Below are 21114 nucleotides of genomic sequence, written 5' to 3'. Positions count from 1 at the left end.
CGCCGTCACCGCTTCTCGATGAACCACAGCTTCAGCGTGGTCTCGTCGGCAGAGATCGCCGTCGTGCCATCGGAGCTGAAAGCCGCCGACCGCACCCATCCGCGATGACCCTCGAACGTGGCCAGGCACTTGCCCGTGGCAATCTCCCACAGCCGCAGCGTCCCGTCGCGGCTGCCCGACAGCACGCGAAGACCGTCCCCGTGCAGCGCCACGCACGTGACAGCCGCCTCGTGACCGGCCAGCGTCTGCAGGCACCGGCCGTCAGCAAGGTCCCACACCTTGAGCGTCTTGTCAGCGCTGGCTGAAACGCCTGTGCGGGCGTCGGCGCTGATCGCCACGGCAATCACCGCGGCGCCGTGCCCTTCGAACGTTCGCAGGCACCGCGCATCGGCGGCGTCCCAGAGCCTGACAGTTCGGTCGGCCCCGCCCGACAGCGCCAAACGCCCGTCGCGCGAAAGCGCCGCGGCGCTCACTGCTCCGCTGTGGCCGCTGAAGGTCCGCAGGCATTGCCCGGTGCCGATGTCCCACAGGCGCAGCGTCGCGTCTTCCGAGGCCGACATCGCCGTGCGACCGTCGGCGGCCATTACGACCGCCGTCGCACAGGCGGTGTGACCGGTGAGCGTGCGGATGCTCCGCCCGTCGGCGGTGTTCCAGATCTTCAGCGTGGCGTCTTCGCCCGCCGAGACCACCGCCGTGTCGGCCGGACCGAAGGCGATGGCATTGACCGGTCCGCTGTGGGCGGACCAGCCCGCCGCGCCGACGCCGCGCCAGAGATCCCAGATTTTCACGTCGCCCTCTTCGCCGCCGGTGGCGGCCTGATCGCCTGCCGGTCCCACTGCCGTAGCCAAAATCCAGCCCTTGTGCCCGCTGAAGGTGCGCAGGCACGAGCCGGTCTTGAGGTGCACGGCCAGCACCTGCGCCTGGGCGGCCAACTCCTTCGCTCGGGCGTTGTTGGGTCGCTGGGCCAGGGCGCGGGCGGCTTCGTCGCCGGCCTTGGCGGCCCGGGCGACGTGCTCGGGCGTTCGCTGCGAGGCCTTGATCGGGATGCCCGCCAGCAGTTCGCCAGCCGCGGCGATCGCCTTGTCGCAGACGCGCGTGCGGTAGAGGTCCTCAACCCTGGCGGCCACCGCCGGCAGGGACTGGGCAGCCTTCCTGTAGCACTCGATGCGCTGGGTCTGTGGGACGTCGTTCTGCTCAGCGCGGGTGACCAGGTCCTTGATCGCCTGCCACTGCGGTCCGCCCAGGGCGTCGAACTGCTCGTAGTACTCGGTCGCGACGTCGGCTCGCGCCTGCTGCCAGGCCAGCACGCCCTCGTACACCTTCTTCATGCTCTCGACGTACGCCGGGGCCTTGGCATAGCCCTCGATCAGCACCTTCCATTGCGCGCGGGCGGCGTCGTAGTCGCCCTTGGCATACGCCGCTTCGCCGGCGGCCAGCGCCTTTTCGTACTGCTCCCATCGCCGCGGGGCGTAGCGGCTGATCTCCAGGTCCATCACCTGCTGGCGCTGCTGGGAAAGCTTCTGGCGGGTCTGCGTCAGCTCGTTGCGGCCGATCTCGTCGCGAACCTGCTTGGCCACTGCGCTTTGGGGATCGATCGCCAGCGCCGCGTCGATCGAGGCGATGGCTTCGTCGAACTTCTGCTGGCCGTGCAGCGTGCGGGCGGCGATGACCGACTGGCCCATTTTCAGCGCCGCCGGCGCGCGGGCCTGAAGGTCGTTCCACTGCTTCTGCGCCTCGTCGAAGTTGCCCGCGCTAAACGCAGACTGGCCGGCGTTGTACGCCTGCTCGACGGGCTGCCACAACTGTGGCGACGATGAGTTTACCTGCGCGGCGCTGAGGTCCTGCCAGCTCTTGACCGCCTGCTCCTGGAGCCTGGCCAGATCAGCCCGCCGGCTTTCGAGTGCGGCCAGTTTCTCGCACGTCGCCACGGCAGAGCGGTGCGACGGGTCCGACTCGTCGAACTTGCGCTGCTCAAAGAACGTTTCAGCCGCACTGTGCTGCTGGCGGGCCTCGTTCTTGAGCGTCGCAAAGCCGTGGCTATCGGTGAGGGCGTTAATCGCGGCGATGGCGGTGACGGCCTTTTGCCTCAGCGGTAGCGATGCCGACCGGCGCCGGTCGATCTGCGCGATCGCGTCACACTCGACCACCACCTCGCGATAGACCGCCACGGCGGCGTCGAACTCATTTCGCTCAAGCCGCTGGCGAGCATCATTGAGTTTCTGAACGACCTGCTGCTTGAGACCTTCGAAACCCTGTTCGCCGGCGACCTTCGTGGATGCAGCCTGGGCCGTCTCGGCCGCCTTAATGATCGCCTGGGCGTCAAAGCGGCGCATCGCGTGGCGGATGTTCGTCTCGAGCTGCTGGGCCGTCGTACTCTCGCTGGCAACGAAGCGCGCCTTGACGATCGTCTCTCGCGCCTCGGGCAGCTTGCCCGCGGCGAGGTGCTGTTGGGCGGCCGTCAGCAGCGCCGCGGCGGCCTGACCTTCCTCGACGGCCTGGCTGGCGGCCTCCCACCACAGCCTCGCCGTGTCAAAGTCGCCCCGCGTGAAGGCCTGCTGGGCGGCGGCCTGAAACAGCTCGATCTGCTGCCAGCGGGAGGGGACCTGTGGCGAAAGCGTCCCCTGAGCCTTGGCCGCAAGCGAGTTGGTCTGCGTCCGCACGGCGTCGAGCTGGGCCCGCAGAGCCTCCTGCCGCGCCAGGGGCTCGTAGAGCGTCATCGCGGCGCGGTAATGGGCGTCGGCGTCGTCGAAGGCGCGCTGGCCGAAGCACGCCGCCGCTGCCGACAGCTCGGCTGTCAGCGCCAGCTTGAGAGGCTGGAAATTGTGCTGGTCGGTGATGGCGGCGGCCTTGGCGGCTGCGGCGTCGGCGTCGGCCTTGATCGGCAGGGAGGCCTTTCGCCGCTGGTCAAGCTGCACGATCTGATCTCGCCCGGCGATGACGGCGTCGTATCCGGCGCCAGCCTGCTCATAGCGTCCGCCCGCCAAGTCACTATCGGCAGTGCTGCTCTGTTGGACCAGCGCCTGTTTGAGCGAGTCGAAGCCTTCCGTGGCGGCGATAGGCGCAAGTGACAGGAGGGCCGCGGCGGCCTGCTTCTGCAGCGCCTCCGCTGCCGCGCGGCGCTGGGCGGTCTCCAGGGTCTGGCGGGCCTGGGCCGCCGCACCGGTGGGTTCGTCCGCCAGGATCGGCGTCAGGGCGGCCAGGGCTTGGGAAGTCTTGCCGGCCGCATGCAAGGCCAGGGCGTTGGCCAGCGCGGCGGCTGTGGCTTGGGCTTTGGTGCAGGCGGCGGCGACGTCGGCCCCAAACGCGGCGGCCTCGTCGAAGCGACCCTGCTCAAATGCCGCCGTCGCGGCGGCGTTGGCATCGAGAGCTCGCTGCAAGGCAGCGGGGGCGGCCTTGTCGGCCTGGTTCTTCTGGGACAATTCCTGGATGCGTGCGGCGGCCGCGGTCATGATTTTGGCGGTTTCGTTGCGTCGGGCGTCGAGCTGCTTGACGGTGCGGCACAGCGCGACGACGCTGTCGTACTGCGAGGCGGCTTCGTCGAACTCCTTGCGAGCCTGCGCCTCGCCCGCCGCCTGGATCATGGCCTGGACGCGCGCCTTGAACGCGGCGAATCCCTGCGCGTCGTTCAAGGCGACCACTTCCGCCGCGGCGGTCGAGGCTGCGGCGGCGACTTTGGTGAGCGATTCACTATCGGCAGCTTGTCGGGCCTCGCGAGATAGCTGCCAGGCCAGGTCGTTGCCTGCGTTGCCGGCCAGCACCGCCTGCAGGGCTGCCTCGGCGGCGGCGAAGTTCCTGGCCTGGATCTGCTTTCGCGCGTCCTGGATCTTCCCAGCCGCCGCGGGCGCGGCGTCATAGGAGGCGGCGGCGAGCTTCCAGCACGCCCCGGCGCCGTCATAGTCGCCCGCCTGGAAGAGTTTCTCGGCGGCAGCGAAGTGCTGGGCGCCCTGTTGCACCAGCGCCGCGGCGTCGGAGGCGGTGGGGGCGGCCTTCTGCTGCGAAGCAGTCGCAGCCACACGAAGCTTCGCCGCGTCCTGGCGGCGGGCATCGAGGGCCTTGACCTGCGCTGCCTGGGCGATGACCTGCTGGTACAGCCGCTGCGATTTGCCGATGGCGTTGGAACTCCAGGCCGAGGCCGCCGCCGAGTGCGCCTGTGCCAGGGCGGCCTTAAGGACCGCAAAACCCTGATTGTCGTCGAGCGAAGCTGCGGCGGAGGTCTCGGTCTCGGCGCGGGTCTTGAGCGGCGCGGCCGCGGCACGCGAAGCTTCCAGTGCAGCGTCTCGGATAAGCTGCCGGGCGACGGCGTTGTCGATGTCCTGAACGATTGCGCCGCGAGCCTTTGCCATCGCCTGCGGGAATTGCTTAGCCGCCAGGGCGGTCCTCGCCGCGGCCAAAGCCTCGGCGACGGCGGCACTGGTTTCATAGATCGCCTTGGCGGCGTTCCATCGCCGCTGGGCGCTGGAGAAATCGCCCCCTTGGAGGGCCTGGTCGCCCGCGGCCGAAAGCTCCTGCGCCTGCTGCCATAGCACCGCCGCGTCCTGTTGGGCGGGGCCGGCCTTGCCCGCGGCGGCGGCCATAGCGTTGCGTGCGGCCTGGGCCTGCTCGCGCGTGACGGCGGGATCTTTCTGGCGCTTGGGGGCGTCGGCGGCGGCCTGGGCGAATTGCGTCTGGGCGTTCTTCCAGTGCCCAGTGGCGCCGTTGAAATCGGCTGCATCGAACGCCTGCTGCCCCTGGGCGGCGGATTGGGCGGCGGCGGTCCAGGCGGCATCGGCCGCCCAGTGCGCGCCGGCTGACAGGGCAGTCTGTCGCGAGGCGACCATCGCGGTGCGGGCCTGGACGGCGGCCGTGCGCGGCGGCAACAGGTCGGCGATCTGTTTGCACTGGGCGAGAGCGGCTTCATACGCCGCGGCGGCCTTTTCGAGATCGTCTTTGTCGAGCAGGGCGTCGGCCGACTCGGCCGCGGTGAAGGCCTTCTGCTTGAGGGCGTCAAGTTCGGGGGCGTCGGGCGCAGCCGCATCCAGCGCCGCATCCGCCTTGGCTCGCGCTGCCAGCACCGCCTGGCGTGCCAAGGCGTGTAGGGCCTCCTGGCGGCCGCGCGTGGCGGCGGGGTTGGCGGCGTCGATTGCCAGGGCGGCGTCATACGACTTCTGCGCTTCGGCGGCGCGCCCGGCGGCCAAGTGTGCCTGACCCTGCGTCAGCGCCGCCGTCAGGTTGGCGACTTCGCCGCAGCGGGGCGCGACCGCCGCCCAGGCCTTGGCGGCCGCCTCGAAGTCGCCCTTGGCGAAGGCCTCTTCGCCGGCGCTGAAGTCAGTCTGAAGCTGCTGCCACTGTCGCGCCGCCAGGCACTCCGCACCGGCGGCGATTGTCTGCAGCCGGGCAGCCTGAACGGCCGATCGCGTCGTGAGCAGCGTCTTGCGTCTGGCGTCCAGCGTTCGCAGCCGCGCGCACTCGTCGCAGACGGCTTTGTACGCGGCGGGCAGGTCCTCGTAGCGGTCCTCGTCGAACAGCGTATCGGCGGCGCGAAGCTGCTTGCGAACCTGGAGCTTAAGCTGGTCGAAGGCCTGGTTCTCGTCGATGTCGGACAGGGCCTTGACGGCCGCCTGGGCGGCGGCTCGCGGCGGTGCAGCGGCGGCTTTGAGCGGCGCCAGGCGCACCTCCTCGACCAGGGCCTTGGCAGGCTCGCTCTGGTTTTCGGAGGCCGCCAGATCGGCGGCGGTCTTGGCGGCCTGGGGGAACTGTCCCGAGGCGGCTGCCTGGCGCGCCGCGGCCATCTGCGTCGCGACGGCGGCAGCGGACTGATAGTCGGCCGCCGCGGCGGTCCAGGCGGTCTTGGCGGCATCGAAGTCGCCGCTGTGGAACGCCCGCTCGCCCTGGTCAAAGCATCCCTGTGCCTGCGTCCATCGCGCGGGGGAGCAGCGGGGGGCCCCTGCCGTTGCGGCGCTCTGCTGCTGCTGAACGATCGTCTGGCGCGCGGCGACCATCGCCTGCCGCGCGACGTTGAGCGTCTTGATCCGCTCGCACTCGACGCTGGCGGCCTGGTACTCCTTGAGGGCCGCTTCGTACTTCTGCCTCGCCAGCAGGCCCTGGGCTATCGCCAGCCGCGCCGCGGCGGCGTTCTTAAGTTGATAGAAGCCGTGGGCGTCGTCGATCGTGGCCATGCCCGACACCGCGCCGCGGGCGGCGCTTTGGGCGGCGGCCGCCGTCTCGCGGGCGCCGCTGGAGGCGATCTCACTCAGCAGCGCCTTGGCGGCGGCGTTGGAGGCGTCGGCAGTCAGCACGGTCTGGGCGGCGCTGCGGGCTTGGGCAAAGTTGTTGCTCTCGAGCTGTCGCCGCGCCGCCTGCAGGGCGGAGGCCGTTGCGGCGCCTTTGTCATAGGCCGCCGTGGCCGCTGTGTAATGCTGTTTGGCCGCATCGAAGTCGCCCTTGGCCATCGCCGCCGAGGCCGCCGCGAAGCTGTCGATCGCTTTGTGCCATTGCACCGGGTCTTCGCGGACGAGATCGAGGGCGGCGGTTCGCTGGCGGGCGCCCTCGGCGGCGGCTTTGATCGGTGCAACGCCCTGCCGCGCGGCGTCGCGAATCTTGAGCTGGTCGCACTGGGCAACGAGAGCCTTGTACGCCTGGGCGGCCTGGTCAAACTGCCCCTGTGCAGCCAGGCCGTAGGCGCGGGCGAGTTGGCGGCGCAAGTCGATCTGGAGTGGGGCGAATCCGTCGCTGTCGCTTAGACCCGCCGCGGCGCTGACAGCCGCTTCGGCACGGGCCTTGTCCGCCTCGAGCCCCTTGGCGCCGCCGGCGAGGCGGATTTCCTCCTGCAACAGCACGGCGCTGCTGCAGGCAGGGTCGATCTTGAGTGCAGCCGCGACCGCCGCGGCGGCCTCGGAGTATCGAAGGGCCGCCAGATGCTGACGGGCCTGCGTCAGAGCTGCAGCCGCCTGCACCGCCTTGGGGTAGAGCGCGGCGGCTGCGGACCACTGCTGGGCGGCGGGGGCAAACTCGTCCTTATCGAACGCCTGGGCAGCTTGGTCCTGGAGTTGCCGCGCCTGCTGCCAGAGCTCATATGCCTCGCGAAACGCCAGCGCGGCGCGGGCCTGATCGCATTGGGTCTGGGCATCGGCGCGAGCCTTCTGTGCAGCCTGCTTGGCTTCGCCTACGGCGCGTTGGCGCTGCGCCTGAGCCTGGGCTGCCTGCGCCAGCCTGGCGGCATCCAGAGCTTCGTCGCGTTTCGGCGTTGCGGCGTGGGTGGCCGGGGTCGACGCGGTTTGTGCCGCCGGCGCGCTGGCGCTGGTTGCCCGGACCGGTCGCGAAGTCGCAGAGGCCTGCTGAGAAGCGGGGGCAGGCTTCTGCGGCGGGGGTGGGGCTTTGCTGCAGCCCCAGCACAAAGCCGCCGCCGCGGCGGTCCAGAGCGTCACAGAATGTCTGAGTCTGCGCATACTTATTCCTGCGGCGCCTGGGTCGCCCGTTCGAGGCCTTCGACCGCCTCGCCGCTGAGGGCGTCGCGGATCTCGAAGTAGAATCCAAACGCCGTCCCGGTGCCCTGGCCGACCTTGATCATGATCTCGCTCCAGCCTGCAGGCAGCATCGCGTCGGCGGCGGTGTCGCCGGGCTTGGCGGCGGCGCTGCCGCGGACCATATGCACCAGGCGGCGGTTGACGCGCACGTCGATGCTCTCGTCGCAGCCGACGTCGAACCGCACGTGCCGCGGCTGGGGAACGTACACCCAGCAAACCGCCACCGCGCAGACCATCTGGTGGAATGACGTCTCGCCCAGCAGGTCGACATAAGCCCCGCGCGACCGCAGCAGCCGCCACTGCGCAGGGCCTCCCTCGCCCGGCCAGACGCCGTAACGCTCCTGCAGGTCAACCGCCTTGAGCTCCGGTTCCCAAAGCTGCCCAAAGCCGCTGTGATTGGCGGGATTATTATGGAATCCCCCGACGATCTGCCAGTCCCTCAGGACGGCGCCGGGCTCTCCAGCGATCGGCCGGCGCCGCGGTGCGCCGCCCTCGAGACGATCGAGCAAATCCTCAAGCTGCCTCGCCCTGGGCCCGCCGCGCAGGGCGGGCAGGTTCCTGGCTAGCGTGGCGACCGCCGCCGCGCGGTCGATAAACAAATGCTGCGTGATCGGCGTCACCAGCGCGTCAGCCATATGCACCGATCCGCCGGCGCCCGCCGTGAGCGTGTGCGCCTTGCGCCCCGCCTGCGTGAGCCACTGCCACTGGGCCTGGGCCGGGGCGGCCAGGATGTCGTCGAACGTCCACTCTATCACCATTGCCTGTCTCAGTGCCCGTGGCAGCGGGCGAGCCGGGTTCTCGTAGAGGCTCCGCACGCCGGCCGGCGACAGCGCCCGCTCGTACAGGCGCCATTCGTCCAGGCACGCGGACAAGTAGCCCTCCTTGGTCGAAGCGCGCCGCCCGATGAACAGCGGCGTCGGGCCCATCGTCCGCGGCGCGGCGGGCGGGGCCGCCGAGACGGCTGTCTTGACCGGCTGGCCGTCCACATAGATGCGGACCGCCGAGCCGTCCCACGTCATTGCCACGTGCTGCCAGCGCCGCGCCTGCAGCACCGCCTCGGCCGAGGTCGCCACCGCCGGCGGCGCGGCGCCGGGCATGAATACCCGCGCGCGAAGACGGCCGTCAATCACCGCCAGGTCGTACCCCTGAGAATCGTCCGACCCCTCGCTCGTGCTGACGAGCCACTGTTGATCGGCTGTCGAGGGCTCGAGCCGCACCCAGCCCTCGATGCTCAACTGCGCCGGATGCAGCGCCGCCGAGTGCGGCGTGACGATGCAGCCGGTTCGCCCGTCGAACTGCCCGCCCTTGCCGTTTTTGCCTTCCACCGGCGCCACGCCGCCGATGATCTCACAGCGGCCCGCGCGCCAGGCGCCGCCCGGCGCTGCTGTCGGCGGCGCGGCGTCAGTCACCACCGGGTAGCTCTTGCCGTCGACCAACAGCGTTGTGGCGCCCCAGAACACTCGGCCGTCGGTCTGGTCGAACGCGATACCCGTGATGGGGCGGTTGGACAGGTCGCTCTGGTCCAGCCGCACCTGCAGTTCGTGCCAGGCTCCGGCTGCGGGCATAGGCCGCCTGCCGGTTTCATCGCCGCCCCAGAGGAAACGATGCCACGTCCGCCCGTTGTTGAGCTGCAGGGCCAGTTCCGCCGGGGGGCGCGTGGGATCGACATAGACCCACTGCGACAGAACCGCAGGGCGCGGCGCGGCGGCGAGGTGATCGGCCACGGGCGACGTGAACACCACCGAATGCGTCTGCACCTGGTCGAGGGCCTGCGTGGCCACGCCTTCGTGCGCCTTGGCGCCGCTGTGTTTGAGATCGGCGGCCCAGTTCCACTGCCCCTCGGACATGCCGGGCGGAAGATCGTCTTCGAGAATGACTCGCGAGCCGCCGGGCCAGACGACGGCGGTGCTGTCCCAGATCACGCGTCCGGGCCCCTCCTGGCGGAAGGCAAGACCATCGATGGGCTTGTCATCAACGTCCAGTGCCGTCAGCGGCAGGCGAAGCTCGATCCATTGTCCCTGGATGGGCACCGGGGCGATCCACCAGGGCAGGAAACTCCGCTGGGTCCAAAGCGGCGGGGCCTGCGCGACGAGAGGGTCGTGCAGGCTGGCGTAGCGCCACTGTCCGCCGGCGAGGATGCCCACCGCCAGCGACGTCGGGCGCGGGCCCGAGGCGATACAGACCCACTGCGAGAGGAACCGCCCGCCGGCGGTTCGCGCCGGGCGCGCGGGCCAGCGCGCCAGCGGGCCCAGGGCCTTGGCGATCTCCTGCGCCGCCGTTTCGCTTCCGCGGGCCAGCGGGTGCAGCGCCACCGGCTGTAGCGAACCGTTAGGACCGCACCAGGTCAGCATGCCCCCGGCGCCGCCAACCGTCACGGACAGTCCGATGCGTTGGGGGCTCTCGCCGAGGGCATCCATCGGCGCCAGCGGGATCGCCATCTCGTACGCCGCGCCGGCGCGGGCGACCACCACGTCCGATGCGAGCCGCCCTTGGCCGTCGCGGGCCACCGCCCGCCCCGTCGCGTCGGCGCCGATGAGCCAGCGGTACTTTTGCCCCGCCCATTGCAGCGACACATCGAGGCGGTCGCCGCCGTTGAACATTCCGGCCCCTTGCAGGGCGGTGCGCCGCAGACCCTCGTGGGCGATGCACAGCAGGAGACGGCCATTGTCGTGAGCGATCCGAACCGACCCACCGGCGCCGCCGGTCATGGGCAGGGGAGCTACTGTGTTCCAGTCCGATAAGTCGCCGTCGATAGCCATCGGCCAGTCGCTGCGATGGAGCACGATCTCCGCCGGCGCCGCGGCTGGGGCGGGCACGAACACGTGTACGCCGCTGCGCGTGCTGACGATGAGCGAGTCGTCGAGCAGCTCGGCCTGCGTGTCGTGCCCGATGCGCTGGAACTCATCGCACTCGATGCCGGGCAGTTCCTGCCCCCCCGCGTGCGCGCCGGAGGCGCGGTCGAAGGCGTCGACGAACACGCCGCTGGCGTCCAGCGGGTAATCGCTCGATTGCCCGCGCAGGCCCGAGACCACCATTAACCGCCCGGCTGTCTCACGCACCGCGTAGACAAGCGAGATCCGCCCGGTCGCGCCGCTGCGCGGCAGTGGATAGACCGTCTCGCGCCCCGAGGCGGCGTCGAACCCGACCAGCTCGCGCGGGGAACGGACGTACACGCTCGAGGCCGTGGCGCTCATGCCCGCCGCGGCGGCGCCGTAACGACCGATCGGTCCAAGGTCGACGATTCGCTTTGTCGCGGCCAGAGGGTCGGCCCCGGCGTATGTCGCCAGGCGCGGGCGGGACTGCTGGTCGACGTAGAAGATGCCGCACGGGCCGAAGTCGACCAGGCGCGGCCAACCGCCCTGCGTGGGCAGAAAGTGGCGGACCTCCATCACGCGCCCGCTGTGGGCGTCGACGATCATCTCAGCGGGGCGGAACCCGATGTCGCTGTGGAGCATCGCGTTCCAGTACAGACCCAGCGTCAGCGCGCCGCTGTCTTCGCTGCGCACGCGGGCCAGGCGCAGCGGTTGCCCGCAGAACCGCGCCGGTTCGCCGAAATCCTTCTGCCACAGTTCCTTGCCTGTCGCCAGATCGTAGACCGCGACGAAACCGCTGCGCGACGTCTCGGCCGCCATCGCCACGTCGCCGCCGCCGTCGAAGTAGTCGACGGCAAAGCCCGGCCGCGCCGTCCATCGCACGGCCCCGCCGGCCAGATCGACCGCCACGAGATCCCGCCCGTCGGCCAGCAGCAGGGCGGTTCCGGCGTAGCAGGCGGCGCTGGGTCGCATCGCCAGGGTCTGCTGCCACAGCACGGTGGGGGAGGGTTTGCGTTTGATGCAGGTTACCGTGCGCCCTGACAGTACGAAGAAGGTCTCCTGTGGCTGCGCGGCTGGCGGGCAGACGAGTATCGGGCAGGCGGCCGGCAGCGACCACGCGCGCGTCAGCGGCAATTTCAGCGGGCTGGCCGGCGGGGCGCCGGGCGTCGCCACCGGCGCCGCCGGGGCGGGCACAAACTCAAGCACCGTGGCGCCGTCGAGCAGGAACGGCACGGCGTTGCCCTCGAGCGGACGTTTCTCGACAACCGACCCGTCCGCCGGCGAGAGGCGGCACAGCGCGCCGCCCGAGAGCATCAGGATGTCCGCCCCGCGGGCGAGTGTCTGGTCGATCGGCGCGTCGTAGCGGCGGAACCAGAGTTCGCGGCCCGTGGCGAGATCCAGCGAGCTGATTTCGACGTCGTTGCGAGCGATGACCTTGCCGCCGGCGACGCAGACGATGTGCTCCGACGCCGTCAGCACGCTTTGCCAGAGTAGCTTTCCATCGGCGGCGTCCAGGGCGATGACGCCGCTGTGGTCGCGCGGGGCCAGGATCAGCCTCTGCCCCGCCACAATCGGGCTGGCGCCCTGGCGGCGGAATTGCACCAGGCTCCGCCCGGACTGGTCGGCCGGAGGGTAGGTCCAGATCCAGTCGATGGTCCCGTCGCGGGCGTCGCAGCGGGCGACGATGCCGAAGTTCGTCGAGCAGTACAGCCACCCGCCATCGAGCGTGAGGGCCTGGCCTTGCTGGGCCAGTTCCACCAGGCGCGTGTTCGCTTGAGCCTGGGCGGCCAGCGACTTCTTCCAGATCATGCGTCCGTCGCCGGCGTCAAGGCACGTCAGCCAGACGGTTACGGCCGTCTGCTGCTGAGGCTCCATGGCGCCGGCGGGCATGGCCAGGGTGTAGACGTGGCCGGCGGCGGCCATGGGGGCGTTGAGGGGCTGAAGGTCGGCCCACTCGGGGCGGTTGGCGGTGGACCAGATCAGGTCGCCGCTGGCGGCGTCGAATGCGGCTAGGGCCTTGCGTGCGGCGGGGTCAGGGTTGTCGTCAACCAGGGCGAACAGGCACGCTTCGTCGGCGACTTTGCTTCGCAGGGCCGGCGCTCGCCGCGCGGGCAGGGCCCAGGCCGGTTGCACTGGGCTGATGGCGCGGCGGGCGCCGTATCCCGGAGGCGCGCTTCGCGTCCAGACAGCGCGAGGCACCGCCGCGTCGTAACGGGCCGCCAGCGTCGGTCCGCTGATCAGCAGCGGCGCGCCCGGACCGCCCAGGGGCTCGATGGTCGTGATCGCCCATGGCCCCAGCGTCGCCGCAAGCGTCGAGCTCTCGTAGAAGTTCTCCGCCCAGGCCTGGTCGGCAGGCATCTCGACACGCCGCCGCGCGACGGCCGAGAACGGTTTGTCCGGCGCCGCAGACCCCGCGGCGGTCACGAGCGTCTTCTTCACCGCCGCCGCCGACGCCCTGCCGCCGCGCCAGGGCAGATCTGTCGAGTCGGGGACGGCCGCCATCGCCCGCTGCAGGGCCTCGCGCGAGTCGCCCTCGCCGGACAGGCACAGCCACACGCCCACGTGAGCGGCGCGGCGAAGCTCGCCGTCGGCGGCGAATTGCGTCAGGTCCTCGAATGTCCGCAGCGCCCAGTCGCGCCGCCCACGCCGCAGGGCGTCCTCGGCCAGAGTAAACATCACCTCGTGGACGTTGGCGGCCCAGGAGTACCGGCGGAAGAGCCGCACGGCGTCGTCGAGGTTGCCGCTGGCCGCGACCGCCGCCGCGGCGGTGGCCGCCGCCATGCGCTGCCGCTGTCGCAAACCCTCCAGGGCCTCCGGCGGCGAGCCCAGCAATGTCCGCTCGATCACGCGCCGATACGGAAGATAGGGCGGCTCTTTGACTGCCGGGAACGCACCGGTTGAGTCGCACATGTCCAGGATGTTCTGAAGCGACGCGGCGTCGAAGGCCGCCCCGCCGGCCGCCTCCCGGCGCAGCGCCTCCCAGCGCATCTCCAGCTCGACGTCGCGCGGGTAGTCTTGCACCAGCGACGTGATCGAGCTGCGCAGGTTCGCCGCCTGGTCGGGGTTGCCTTGCGCCTGCCAGACGTCTGCCGCCAGTGACGCATGCCCCGCCGCCTGCAGCAGCGTCGCCCGCGTCAGGTTCCAGTTCTGATCGGCGCCGCCTCGCGAGGCGTTCTGCTCGTAAAAGTGCAGCGCCTGTTCGTAGTCGCGGTTCTCGACCAGCATCCTCATGCGATGCTGCCAGTAGAAGCTCATCGCCGGGTGCGTCTCGGGCAGACTCCCGCGAAGCGACTCGAGCCCCTTCAGGGCGTACGCCTGCCACGCCCCTGCGCCGGCGTATTGATTGGGCACATACGTCGGCGTGTGGGCGAGGATCTGCTGGTAAGCTTCAGCCGCGATCTCCTTGCGGTCCCGGTGCGCCGCGATCATTTCCCGGTACGCCTCATTCGCCCGCGGCAGGTCGCCGAGGTTGCGATACGCTTGCGCGATGCCGCGCCGCGCGTCGAGGTGCTTGGCCGTCTCGGCGGGAAAGTGCTGGATCATCGCCCGGTACAGCTCGATCAGGCGGAGGTTGACGATCTGGCCGTGGGCCTGGTTAAGCGACTTGTCTTGCGGAACATCCTTGTTCCAGGCGGCCTGGTTGGCAGCCAACGTGGCGTCCCACGTCGGTTGCCAGATCGGCGTGAACGCCAGCCATTGCGGGGGCACCAGTTCCATCGCCCGCGGCGGCGGCGGTTCTTCCGGCGCAGCGCCCCAGGCCGGGCTCAGACAGACCCACCCGGCGGCAATACATATGGTAAGGGCTCTCATGTCGCGTCCAATCGCCTGGACGGGCAGCCGTATGGCAGGGAGACCCTGCCTGCCCTTTCAGGACCCTCATGGCGGGATACCGCAGTTCCGTTCGCTGCATTCTGTCGCTGAGTATTCAACCCGCCCGCCCCGCCCACGGCAACCCCAAAGAGCAATTTCCCCTGCCCAACCAACGCCGCTGGCGGAGCAACTGTCACGACAACCTGCTTCCAAGTATGATTACCCGCGATGACAGTACAAGATCATGTTGAGTTGAAGCCCGCCGCACCGGAATACGTTCTAGCTGTTCTCATCGACGGACACAGGCAGCAGTGTCAGTTGGATCCTGAGGCTGACCCCGATGCGTCCTTGACCTTTGAGACGACGGTAGAAGAATGGCGCGACGCCTGCGACCTATTGGGTTGGCAGGCACTCGGGCGAGCCCTTGATGATGACTGGCGTCTGGGCTACTCCGACAGCGAATGGTACGCCGTGCTCGAACCCGCGCCGAGCAGGACGTTGCGAGACGTGTGCGTCTTTATCGCGGATCGAGCAGTCGCCACTGATGTCTCGCCAGCCAGGATTATGGGTCGAAATTGCATGTCTGCTGGTGCCTTCTTCGCTGTCTGCTCGCGGCTTCGCAACGCTGGTGTTGAAGTGAGCGGAATTTCACCATCTACGCCCCTGGCAGAATATACTCGAAAACATGCGGACGTCTTTTTGCGGTCGATATCCAGACTCGCCCGCAATTCGCTACCGATGATAAAGATGGAAAAGCCATGGTACGATAGATGTGTGATAGGCTTCGGAGCATCGCTGGGGCTGGCATTGCTTAGCTGCGTCCTGGCGTGCTGGCAAATTGGGTTCGTCTTGCTCGCAATGGTCTTTGTCGCCAGCGGCATGGTGTCCTACATGGGAATCTGGCTGGCCGCCAAACGACTGCCCAAGGCTGTCGAGTTCGGAAACCTCAAGACCTTCAGGGACCTGGCCGAGCTGATCGCAAAACAAAACGCGAAGTAATACCTCCGGACAGCGGGCGAAGGGATTCGAACCCTCGACGTCCAGCTTGGGAAGCTGGCATTCTACCACTGAATTACGCCCGCAATGGCTGATGTAATCATACCCGCCCGGCGGGCGGTGTCAATGTCGGTTCGAGGATTGCGGGCCGCCCCGGGCGGTGACGGATCAGGCGGCCGGCGCGGCGGGGGCTACTTGCCTTCGCGCAGGACGAACTCGTCGATGGGCTGGTTGTCATGCGTGAGAGTCTTGCCCGAAACCTTGCCGCCTTCGACGGTGATCGTCGTGAACAGGAACATGTGGATGTTCATGACCTGCTCGCCGCCGGCAGGGGTGTAGAGCGTCCACTGCTTCTTGCCCGTGCCGCCCCACCAGACGTCCTCACGCTGGGCGAAGCTCTTGCGCTTGATCGTATAGATCGGCGCGCCGGCGACGCCCTGGATCATGTGCGTCACGCCGTCGCGCTTGGTGCGGTAGTAGATGTGGTCGTGTCCGGCAAAGACGGCCGTCACGCCGTACTTGACGCACAACCGCGTGAAATCGCAGGGCTGGTTGGTGATTTCGAACTTTTCGCCAACGCTGTAGGCCGGCCCGTGCATCCAGACGAACAGGAGCTTTCCGGCTTTCTTGCCTTCGTCGAGCTGCTTCTCCAGCCACTCCAGTTGGGCTTTTTCGATGGTGGCCGCGGCGCTGAGCGACTCGACGCCGATGAAGCGGGCGTTGTGAAAGTCGAAGCTGTAGTGCTTGTCGGTCATCCCGAAGAATTTTTCGTAATTGGCGGGATTGCGCGCGTCGTGGTTGCCGTAGCACGGCCAGACGGGCATCGTGCGGGCGAAGGGGGCGTACTGCGCGTCCAGCGAGTCGTATTCCTTGTCCAGCCCATCGCGGACCTGGTCGCCGGTCAACAGGGCGAAACTGGGCTTGTGCGTCATCGCCTTTTCCATCAGCAGCTTGAAGACGGCGTTGCCGCGCGTGTCGCCCAGCACCAGGAACGTGTAGTTGTTCGGGTCGGCCTTCTTGACGGCCTCGGGCATCAGCGGCCTCGGATCGTAGGGTTTCTCCGGTGGAAAGGCCGCTATCGCCAGCGGCACGGCGGCGATGAGCACGGCGGCGATGATGAACAGATTCCATCGATGCAGACGGTTTGGCATGTTCTTCTCCTGAGGCTGAAACCCCCACGGTAGTGAATTGGCGCAGGCTTGTCAAACAAACCACTCGCTCCCACCAGGAGCAATGCCTCAGTCATGGGGGAAAAGTCGCGGCGGAGGCACCAAGTATTTATCAAAGCCGTTGTGTGGCTTTGATGAATACTTGCGCTGGTCAGGGGTACACGGCCCCAAATGAAGAAGTAATTCACACAACGAATTACTTCTTCATTTAGTGCCTCCGCCGCGACTTTTCCCCCACCCGTAACTGAAGGGATAAGCGTGGGGATGGATTGCTCTTGCGTGCAAAGCGGGGGGCGGATATTGCAGTGGCTTCCAATAGCCTTCATGAGGAGATCGCGATGTCTGCCAAGGTTAAGCGGTCGAGCAAGCTGCCGGGGCTGTATCACACGCCGCAGGAACTCTGGGACGGGATCGACCCGCGGGCGGAAGAGCTCGATGTGGAAACCCTCCGCCGTTGGCGCGAAGGCGGGGCGGCCTTCCATGAGTTCTACTTCACCAGCGAAACGTATCGCGGCGCGCCTTGCAGAATCTATGCGATCTACTCGGCCCCCGTCGGCGCGCGGCGAAGAAGATTCACCGCAGAGTTCGCAGAGAACGCTGAGGGAAGAGAAGAAAAAAACAATACCTCTGCGGTCTCCGCGTCCTCCGCGGTGAAGCTCCCGGCGGTGCTGCACATTCACGGCGGCGGACAGACGGTGTCGATCGACTGGCTGAAGTTCTGGAACGCCCGCGGGTATGCGGCGATGACGTACAACTGGGGCGGCTGGTGGGAGAACCGCCCGCGGTACGCCCTCTGGGGCAAGCTCACGCAGGGCAATCATCAAAAAGCCAGGCAGAAGATCGAGGCGGTGTGGCCGAGCCCGCGCGAGTCGTCGTGGTTCCACTGGACGCTGGCGGGGCGGCGGGCCCTGACGGTGCTCGAGCGCCAGAAGGAAGTCGACCCCAACCGCATCGGCATCTTCGGCGTCTCGATGGGCGGCACGCTGACGTGGACCATCGCCGGAACCGACCCGCGCGTGCGGGCGGCCTGCGCGATCTACGGCGTTGGCTGGACCACGTATCCCACGAGCATGCATGAGGCCGACCCGCACGCGGCTGACGTTGACAAGCAGATCTGGCGCAGCACGATGGAGCCTGAGGCGTACGCCCCTCTGGTGCGCTGCCCGGTGCTATACCTCGACGGCAGCAACGATTTCTACGGCAAGATGGATTGGGCCTATCAGACGCTGGGCCGGGCCGGGGGCATCTGGCGGGCGGCATTTTCGCCGCGGGTGAATCATCATATCGCCGAGGACGAAGGCACGAACCTGCCGCTGTGGATGGACTGGCACCTCAAAGGCGGCCCGGCGGCCCCGGCCACGCCGGAAGCGCAGGTCACCCTCGACGCTCGCGGCGTGCCGCAACTGGAGATTCGCCCCGACCGCTCGCAGACGGTCGCCCGCATCGACGCGTACTACGCCCTGCACAATGCCGACCCCAAGAACCGCCACTGGCGCTCGGCGGCGGTCGTGCGAAAGGGTGGCAAGGTGACGGCCTCCCTGCCGGTGCTCGACGCGAGCCAGCGGTTGTTCGCGTACGCCCAGGTGCATTACGAAAGCGGCTGGCACCTGGCGAGCAACTTCCAGGCGGTGGTTCCCGCCGAGCTGGGGGCGGCCCGCGCGACGGATAAGGCCTCGCGGCAGATCGGCGATTTCAGCAAGGGTCTGGACGACTTCTGCACCTGCACGACGGGGACGGACCCCATCGCGTTCGCCAAGGGTCTCAAGCGGGTCAAGGGCCCGGCGGGGCGGTGGGGGGTGCAGATGACCATGTGGTCGCCGCTGTACTGCCGCAAGCTGGCCGACCCGAAATGGCACGCTCCTGCCGGGGCGGAGCTGGCGTTCGATGTCTTCACGCGCCAGGACGTGACGCTCAAGCTGTCACTCTTGGCTCACCAGTTCAGCCCCGGTGCGACGACGCACCGCGTCCTGGTTCCCCTCAAGGCCGCTGGCGGCTGGCAGAGCGTTCGCCTGCCAGCGAGGCGGTTCAAGGACGACAAGAAACAGCCGATGAGATCCTGGCGCGAGCTGGAGCTGCTGGAGGTGGCGTTCGAGCAGATTCCCCAGCGCCAGCCGCTGTTCTCGAACTTCCGCTGGGCGTGAGGCGGGTTGCCCTTAAGTTATTTGAATTGCAGACCCGATCTTATTATCATACTCCGTCTCAAAAAGGACGACTCTTTCATGCGCAAACTCTCGTTGGCACGCAGCGGTGGCTTCGTGGCGGTTGTAGTGTTGTCGGCGGCCGCCCTGGGCGGCTGCGCCCAGAAGCCCGCCGCGGCGATCGGTCCGCTGACCGAGGACACGCTACGGCAGGAAGCCGGCGAATTGCCCTCCTCGCCGGCATGGTCGCCGCACCACGCCAAGGCCCAGCCGCGGGCGAACGCCCCTGCAGGCGCCGCCAGCTCCGCGCGAACCTTCGTGCTGGGTCACTCGGTGCTGGGCAAGCCCATCACCATGCACGTATTCGGCGCCTCGGGCAGCGCGACGCTGATCTTCGCAGGCATTCACGGCGATGAGCCGGTCTCGTCGCAGTTAGCCCGGCGGATGTACGATTACATCAAGTCCAACCCCTCTGTCCTGGGCGGGCGCAGCGTGGCGTTCATCCTCGAAGCCAACCCCGACGGCCTGGCCGCCCGCACGCGAGGCAACGCCAACCGTGTCGACTGCAATCGCAACTTCCCGGCTACCAACTGGAAACCCAGCGCCGCCAACGCCCGCTATAGCGGCGGGTCGCGCCCGGCCAGTGAGCCCGAGACCCAGGCCATCATCAAGGCCGTCGACATGCTCCGCCCGGCCAGCATCGTCTCGATCCACACCATCAGCGGCGGGCGGTTCTGCAACAACTACGACGGACCGGCCAGCGCGCTGGCGGCCGCCATGGCCAAGTCCAACAGCTATCCGCCCAAGGCGACGATCGGGTATCCCACGCCGGGCAGTTTCGGCACGTGGGCGGGCATCGACCGCAACATTCCCACCATCACGCTCGAGCTGCCCGACGAACAGAAGAATGCCAGCCAGTGGTGGTCGGGCAACCGCGGTGCGCTGTTGACGGCCATTCGCCATGGCGAGGCCGTGCAGGTAGCCCGCGACGCCGACAAGATGCCGCCCGCGCCGATGTATCCCCTGCGCGGCGGGCGGTAGAAGAAACTTACCACAGAGACTCAGAGAGCTCTGAGATAAAGACAAGCGAGAGCAAGAAGGTTTCGCACATCCTTCTGTTCTTCTTGGCATCCAGCCACCCACCCGCCATTGACGGCATGGACATTGTGGACAGGATGGACTCTGTGGACGCAATGCCTCCATTTTGTTTTTCACCTCCGTGCCCTCTGTGCCTCTGTGGTAAATTCCCCGGTTCCCTGTTAAACTGTCGCCAAAGGAGCCTGCCTCATGAACCAGCGCGCCACCGACCTGATGAACCTTCGCAAGGCCGACACCATGACTTCCAAGGAGCGGGTGATGACCACCTTCGCACACCAGGAGCCTGATCGCGTGCCGGTCAATTACTTCGCCAACGGCGGCATCAATCGCAACCTGATGGAGTACTTCGGACTGGCGGCCGACGACTGGGGCGGGCTGACGAACGTGCTGGGCGTGGACTTCCGCGGCGTGGGGGCCTGGTACACGGGTCCGCGGCTTCACGCGGAGATCGAAGGCCGCGGCGTAGATCCGTGCTGGGGCATTCGCACGCGGTGGATCGAGCACGACAGCGGCGGGTACATGGACTTCTGCGACTTCCCGCTGGCCGGCGCCGACGAGGAGACCATCGCCAACTGGCCCATGCCCAACCCCGACCATTATGACTACTCGCACGTCGCCCAGCACTGCGACGACGTCAAGGACTTCGCCGTCTTCAACGGCGGGGCCGGCCTGCCTGACATCATCAACTCCACCGGAATGATCCGCACCATGGAGCAGGTGCTGGTGGACCTGATCACCGACGACCCGGCCGGGCTGCTCCTGATCGACCGAAAGCTCGAGATCGCCCTGAAAGTGCTCGAGCGCACGCTCGAGGCCGCCAAGGGCAAGATCGACTTCATCTGGATGGGCGAGGACCTGGGCACGCAGAGGTCGCCGATCATGAGCCTGGAGCTCTTCCGCAAGCACATCCGCCCGCGGCACCAGAAGGTCATCGACCTCGCCAAGGCGTACAACCTGCCCACGCTGATCCACACCTGCGGATCGAGCAGTTGGTCGTATCCGGACATGATCGAAATGGGCATCACCGGCGTCGACACGCTCCAGCCCGAGGCCGTCAACATGTCCCCGCGCTACCTCAAGGAAAACTTCGGCGACAAGCTGTTCTTCCACGGCTGCATCTCAACCGCCGGCCCGGTCGCCAACGGCAGCGTGGAGGAAATGAAAGCCGAATGCCGCAGCACGCTGGACATCATGATGCCCGGCGGCGGCTACTGCTTCAGCCCCGCGCATTGCCTGCAGGACAACTCCAAGCCGGAGAACGTGGCAGCAATGTACGAGATGGCGTTCACCCACGGAAGATATGGGAGGGAATAGGACCTATAGGACATATAGGACATATGATAGGACCAATAGGACCACCGCCAGCATAGGTCCTATTCGTCTTATTGGTCCCATGTTGTTCGTCCTATCTCCCCCGCGCCTGGCGGCGGTGCTGGTACAAGCGCTCTGTGAAGCCGCCTTCGGCTAGAGCAAGTCACGAACACATCTAGCGCCCTCTGAAGAAGTTGTGTATGCTTGGGTCAAGCATGGAGGCTTGAAATGAAAGCATACTCAATGGATTTACGTAAGCGTGTGTTGGCAATGTGCG

7 protein-coding genes and 1 tRNA gene are annotated in these 21114 nt (G+C 67.9%); 4 read left to right on the top strand and 4 right to left on the bottom strand.

What is annotated here, in order from left to right:
* Window positions 1-5: 5 nt before the first annotated feature.
* Window positions 6-7424 carry a WD40 repeat domain-containing protein gene (locus ABFD92_04180; GenBank protein MEN6503714.1) on the bottom strand — a complete coding sequence of 2473 codons (7419 nt, stop codon included), beginning with the start codon at window positions 7422-7424 and terminating at the stop codon, window positions 6-8.
* 2 nt (window positions 7425-7426) lie between these two features.
* Complete coding sequence (locus ABFD92_04175; protein ID MEN6503713.1) at window positions 7427-14125, bottom strand: PQQ-binding-like beta-propeller repeat protein; 6699 nt, start codon at window positions 14123-14125, stop codon at window positions 7427-7429.
* 228 nt (window positions 14126-14353) lie between these two features.
* Between ABFD92_04175 and ABFD92_04170 the strand changes: the two genes are divergently transcribed.
* Window positions 14354-15124 (top strand): hypothetical protein, encoded by a 771-nt coding sequence (locus tag ABFD92_04170; GenBank protein ID MEN6503712.1) that lies wholly within the window; start codon window positions 14354-14356, stop codon window positions 15122-15124.
* An 11-nt stretch (window positions 15125-15135) separates the two neighbouring features.
* Here the strand turns inward: ABFD92_04170 and ABFD92_04165 are convergent.
* Together ABFD92_04165 and ABFD92_04160 are read right to left on the bottom strand one after the other, a co-directional pair.
* Window positions 15136-15207, bottom strand: a tRNA-Gly gene (locus ABFD92_04165).
* 105 nt (window positions 15208-15312) lie between these two features.
* Window positions 15313-16272 (bottom strand): metallophosphoesterase, encoded by a 960-nt coding sequence (locus ABFD92_04160; GenBank protein ID MEN6503711.1) that lies wholly within the window; start codon window positions 16270-16272, stop codon window positions 15313-15315.
* 356 nt (window positions 16273-16628) lie between these two features.
* On the opposite strand from ABFD92_04160, the gene ABFD92_04155 reads away from it, so the two are divergent.
* The 3 genes from ABFD92_04155 (at window position 16629) to ABFD92_04145 (ending at window position 20840) form a co-directional block, all read left to right on the top strand.
* On the top strand, window positions 16629-18431 hold the full coding sequence (locus ABFD92_04155) for a dienelactone hydrolase family protein (protein MEN6503710.1): 1803 nt from the start codon (window positions 16629-16631) through the stop codon (window positions 18429-18431).
* A gap of 78 nt (window positions 18432-18509) precedes the next feature.
* Complete coding sequence (locus tag ABFD92_04150; GenBank protein ID MEN6503709.1) at window positions 18510-19469, top strand: M14 family zinc carboxypeptidase; 960 nt, start codon at window positions 18510-18512, stop codon at window positions 19467-19469.
* A gap of 246 nt (window positions 19470-19715) precedes the next feature.
* Complete coding sequence (locus tag ABFD92_04145; protein MEN6503708.1) at window positions 19716-20840, top strand: uroporphyrinogen decarboxylase family protein; 1125 nt, start codon at window positions 19716-19718, stop codon at window positions 20838-20840.
* Window positions 20841-21114 lie beyond the last annotated feature (274 nt).

This window comes from Planctomycetaceae bacterium (assembly GCA_039680605.1).
Classification (GTDB): Bacteria; Planctomycetota; Phycisphaerae; order SM23-33; family SM23-33; genus JAJFUU01.
The sequence above is the reverse complement of the archived record's forward strand: the minus strand, read 5'-3'. Positions and strand labels throughout refer to the sequence as shown.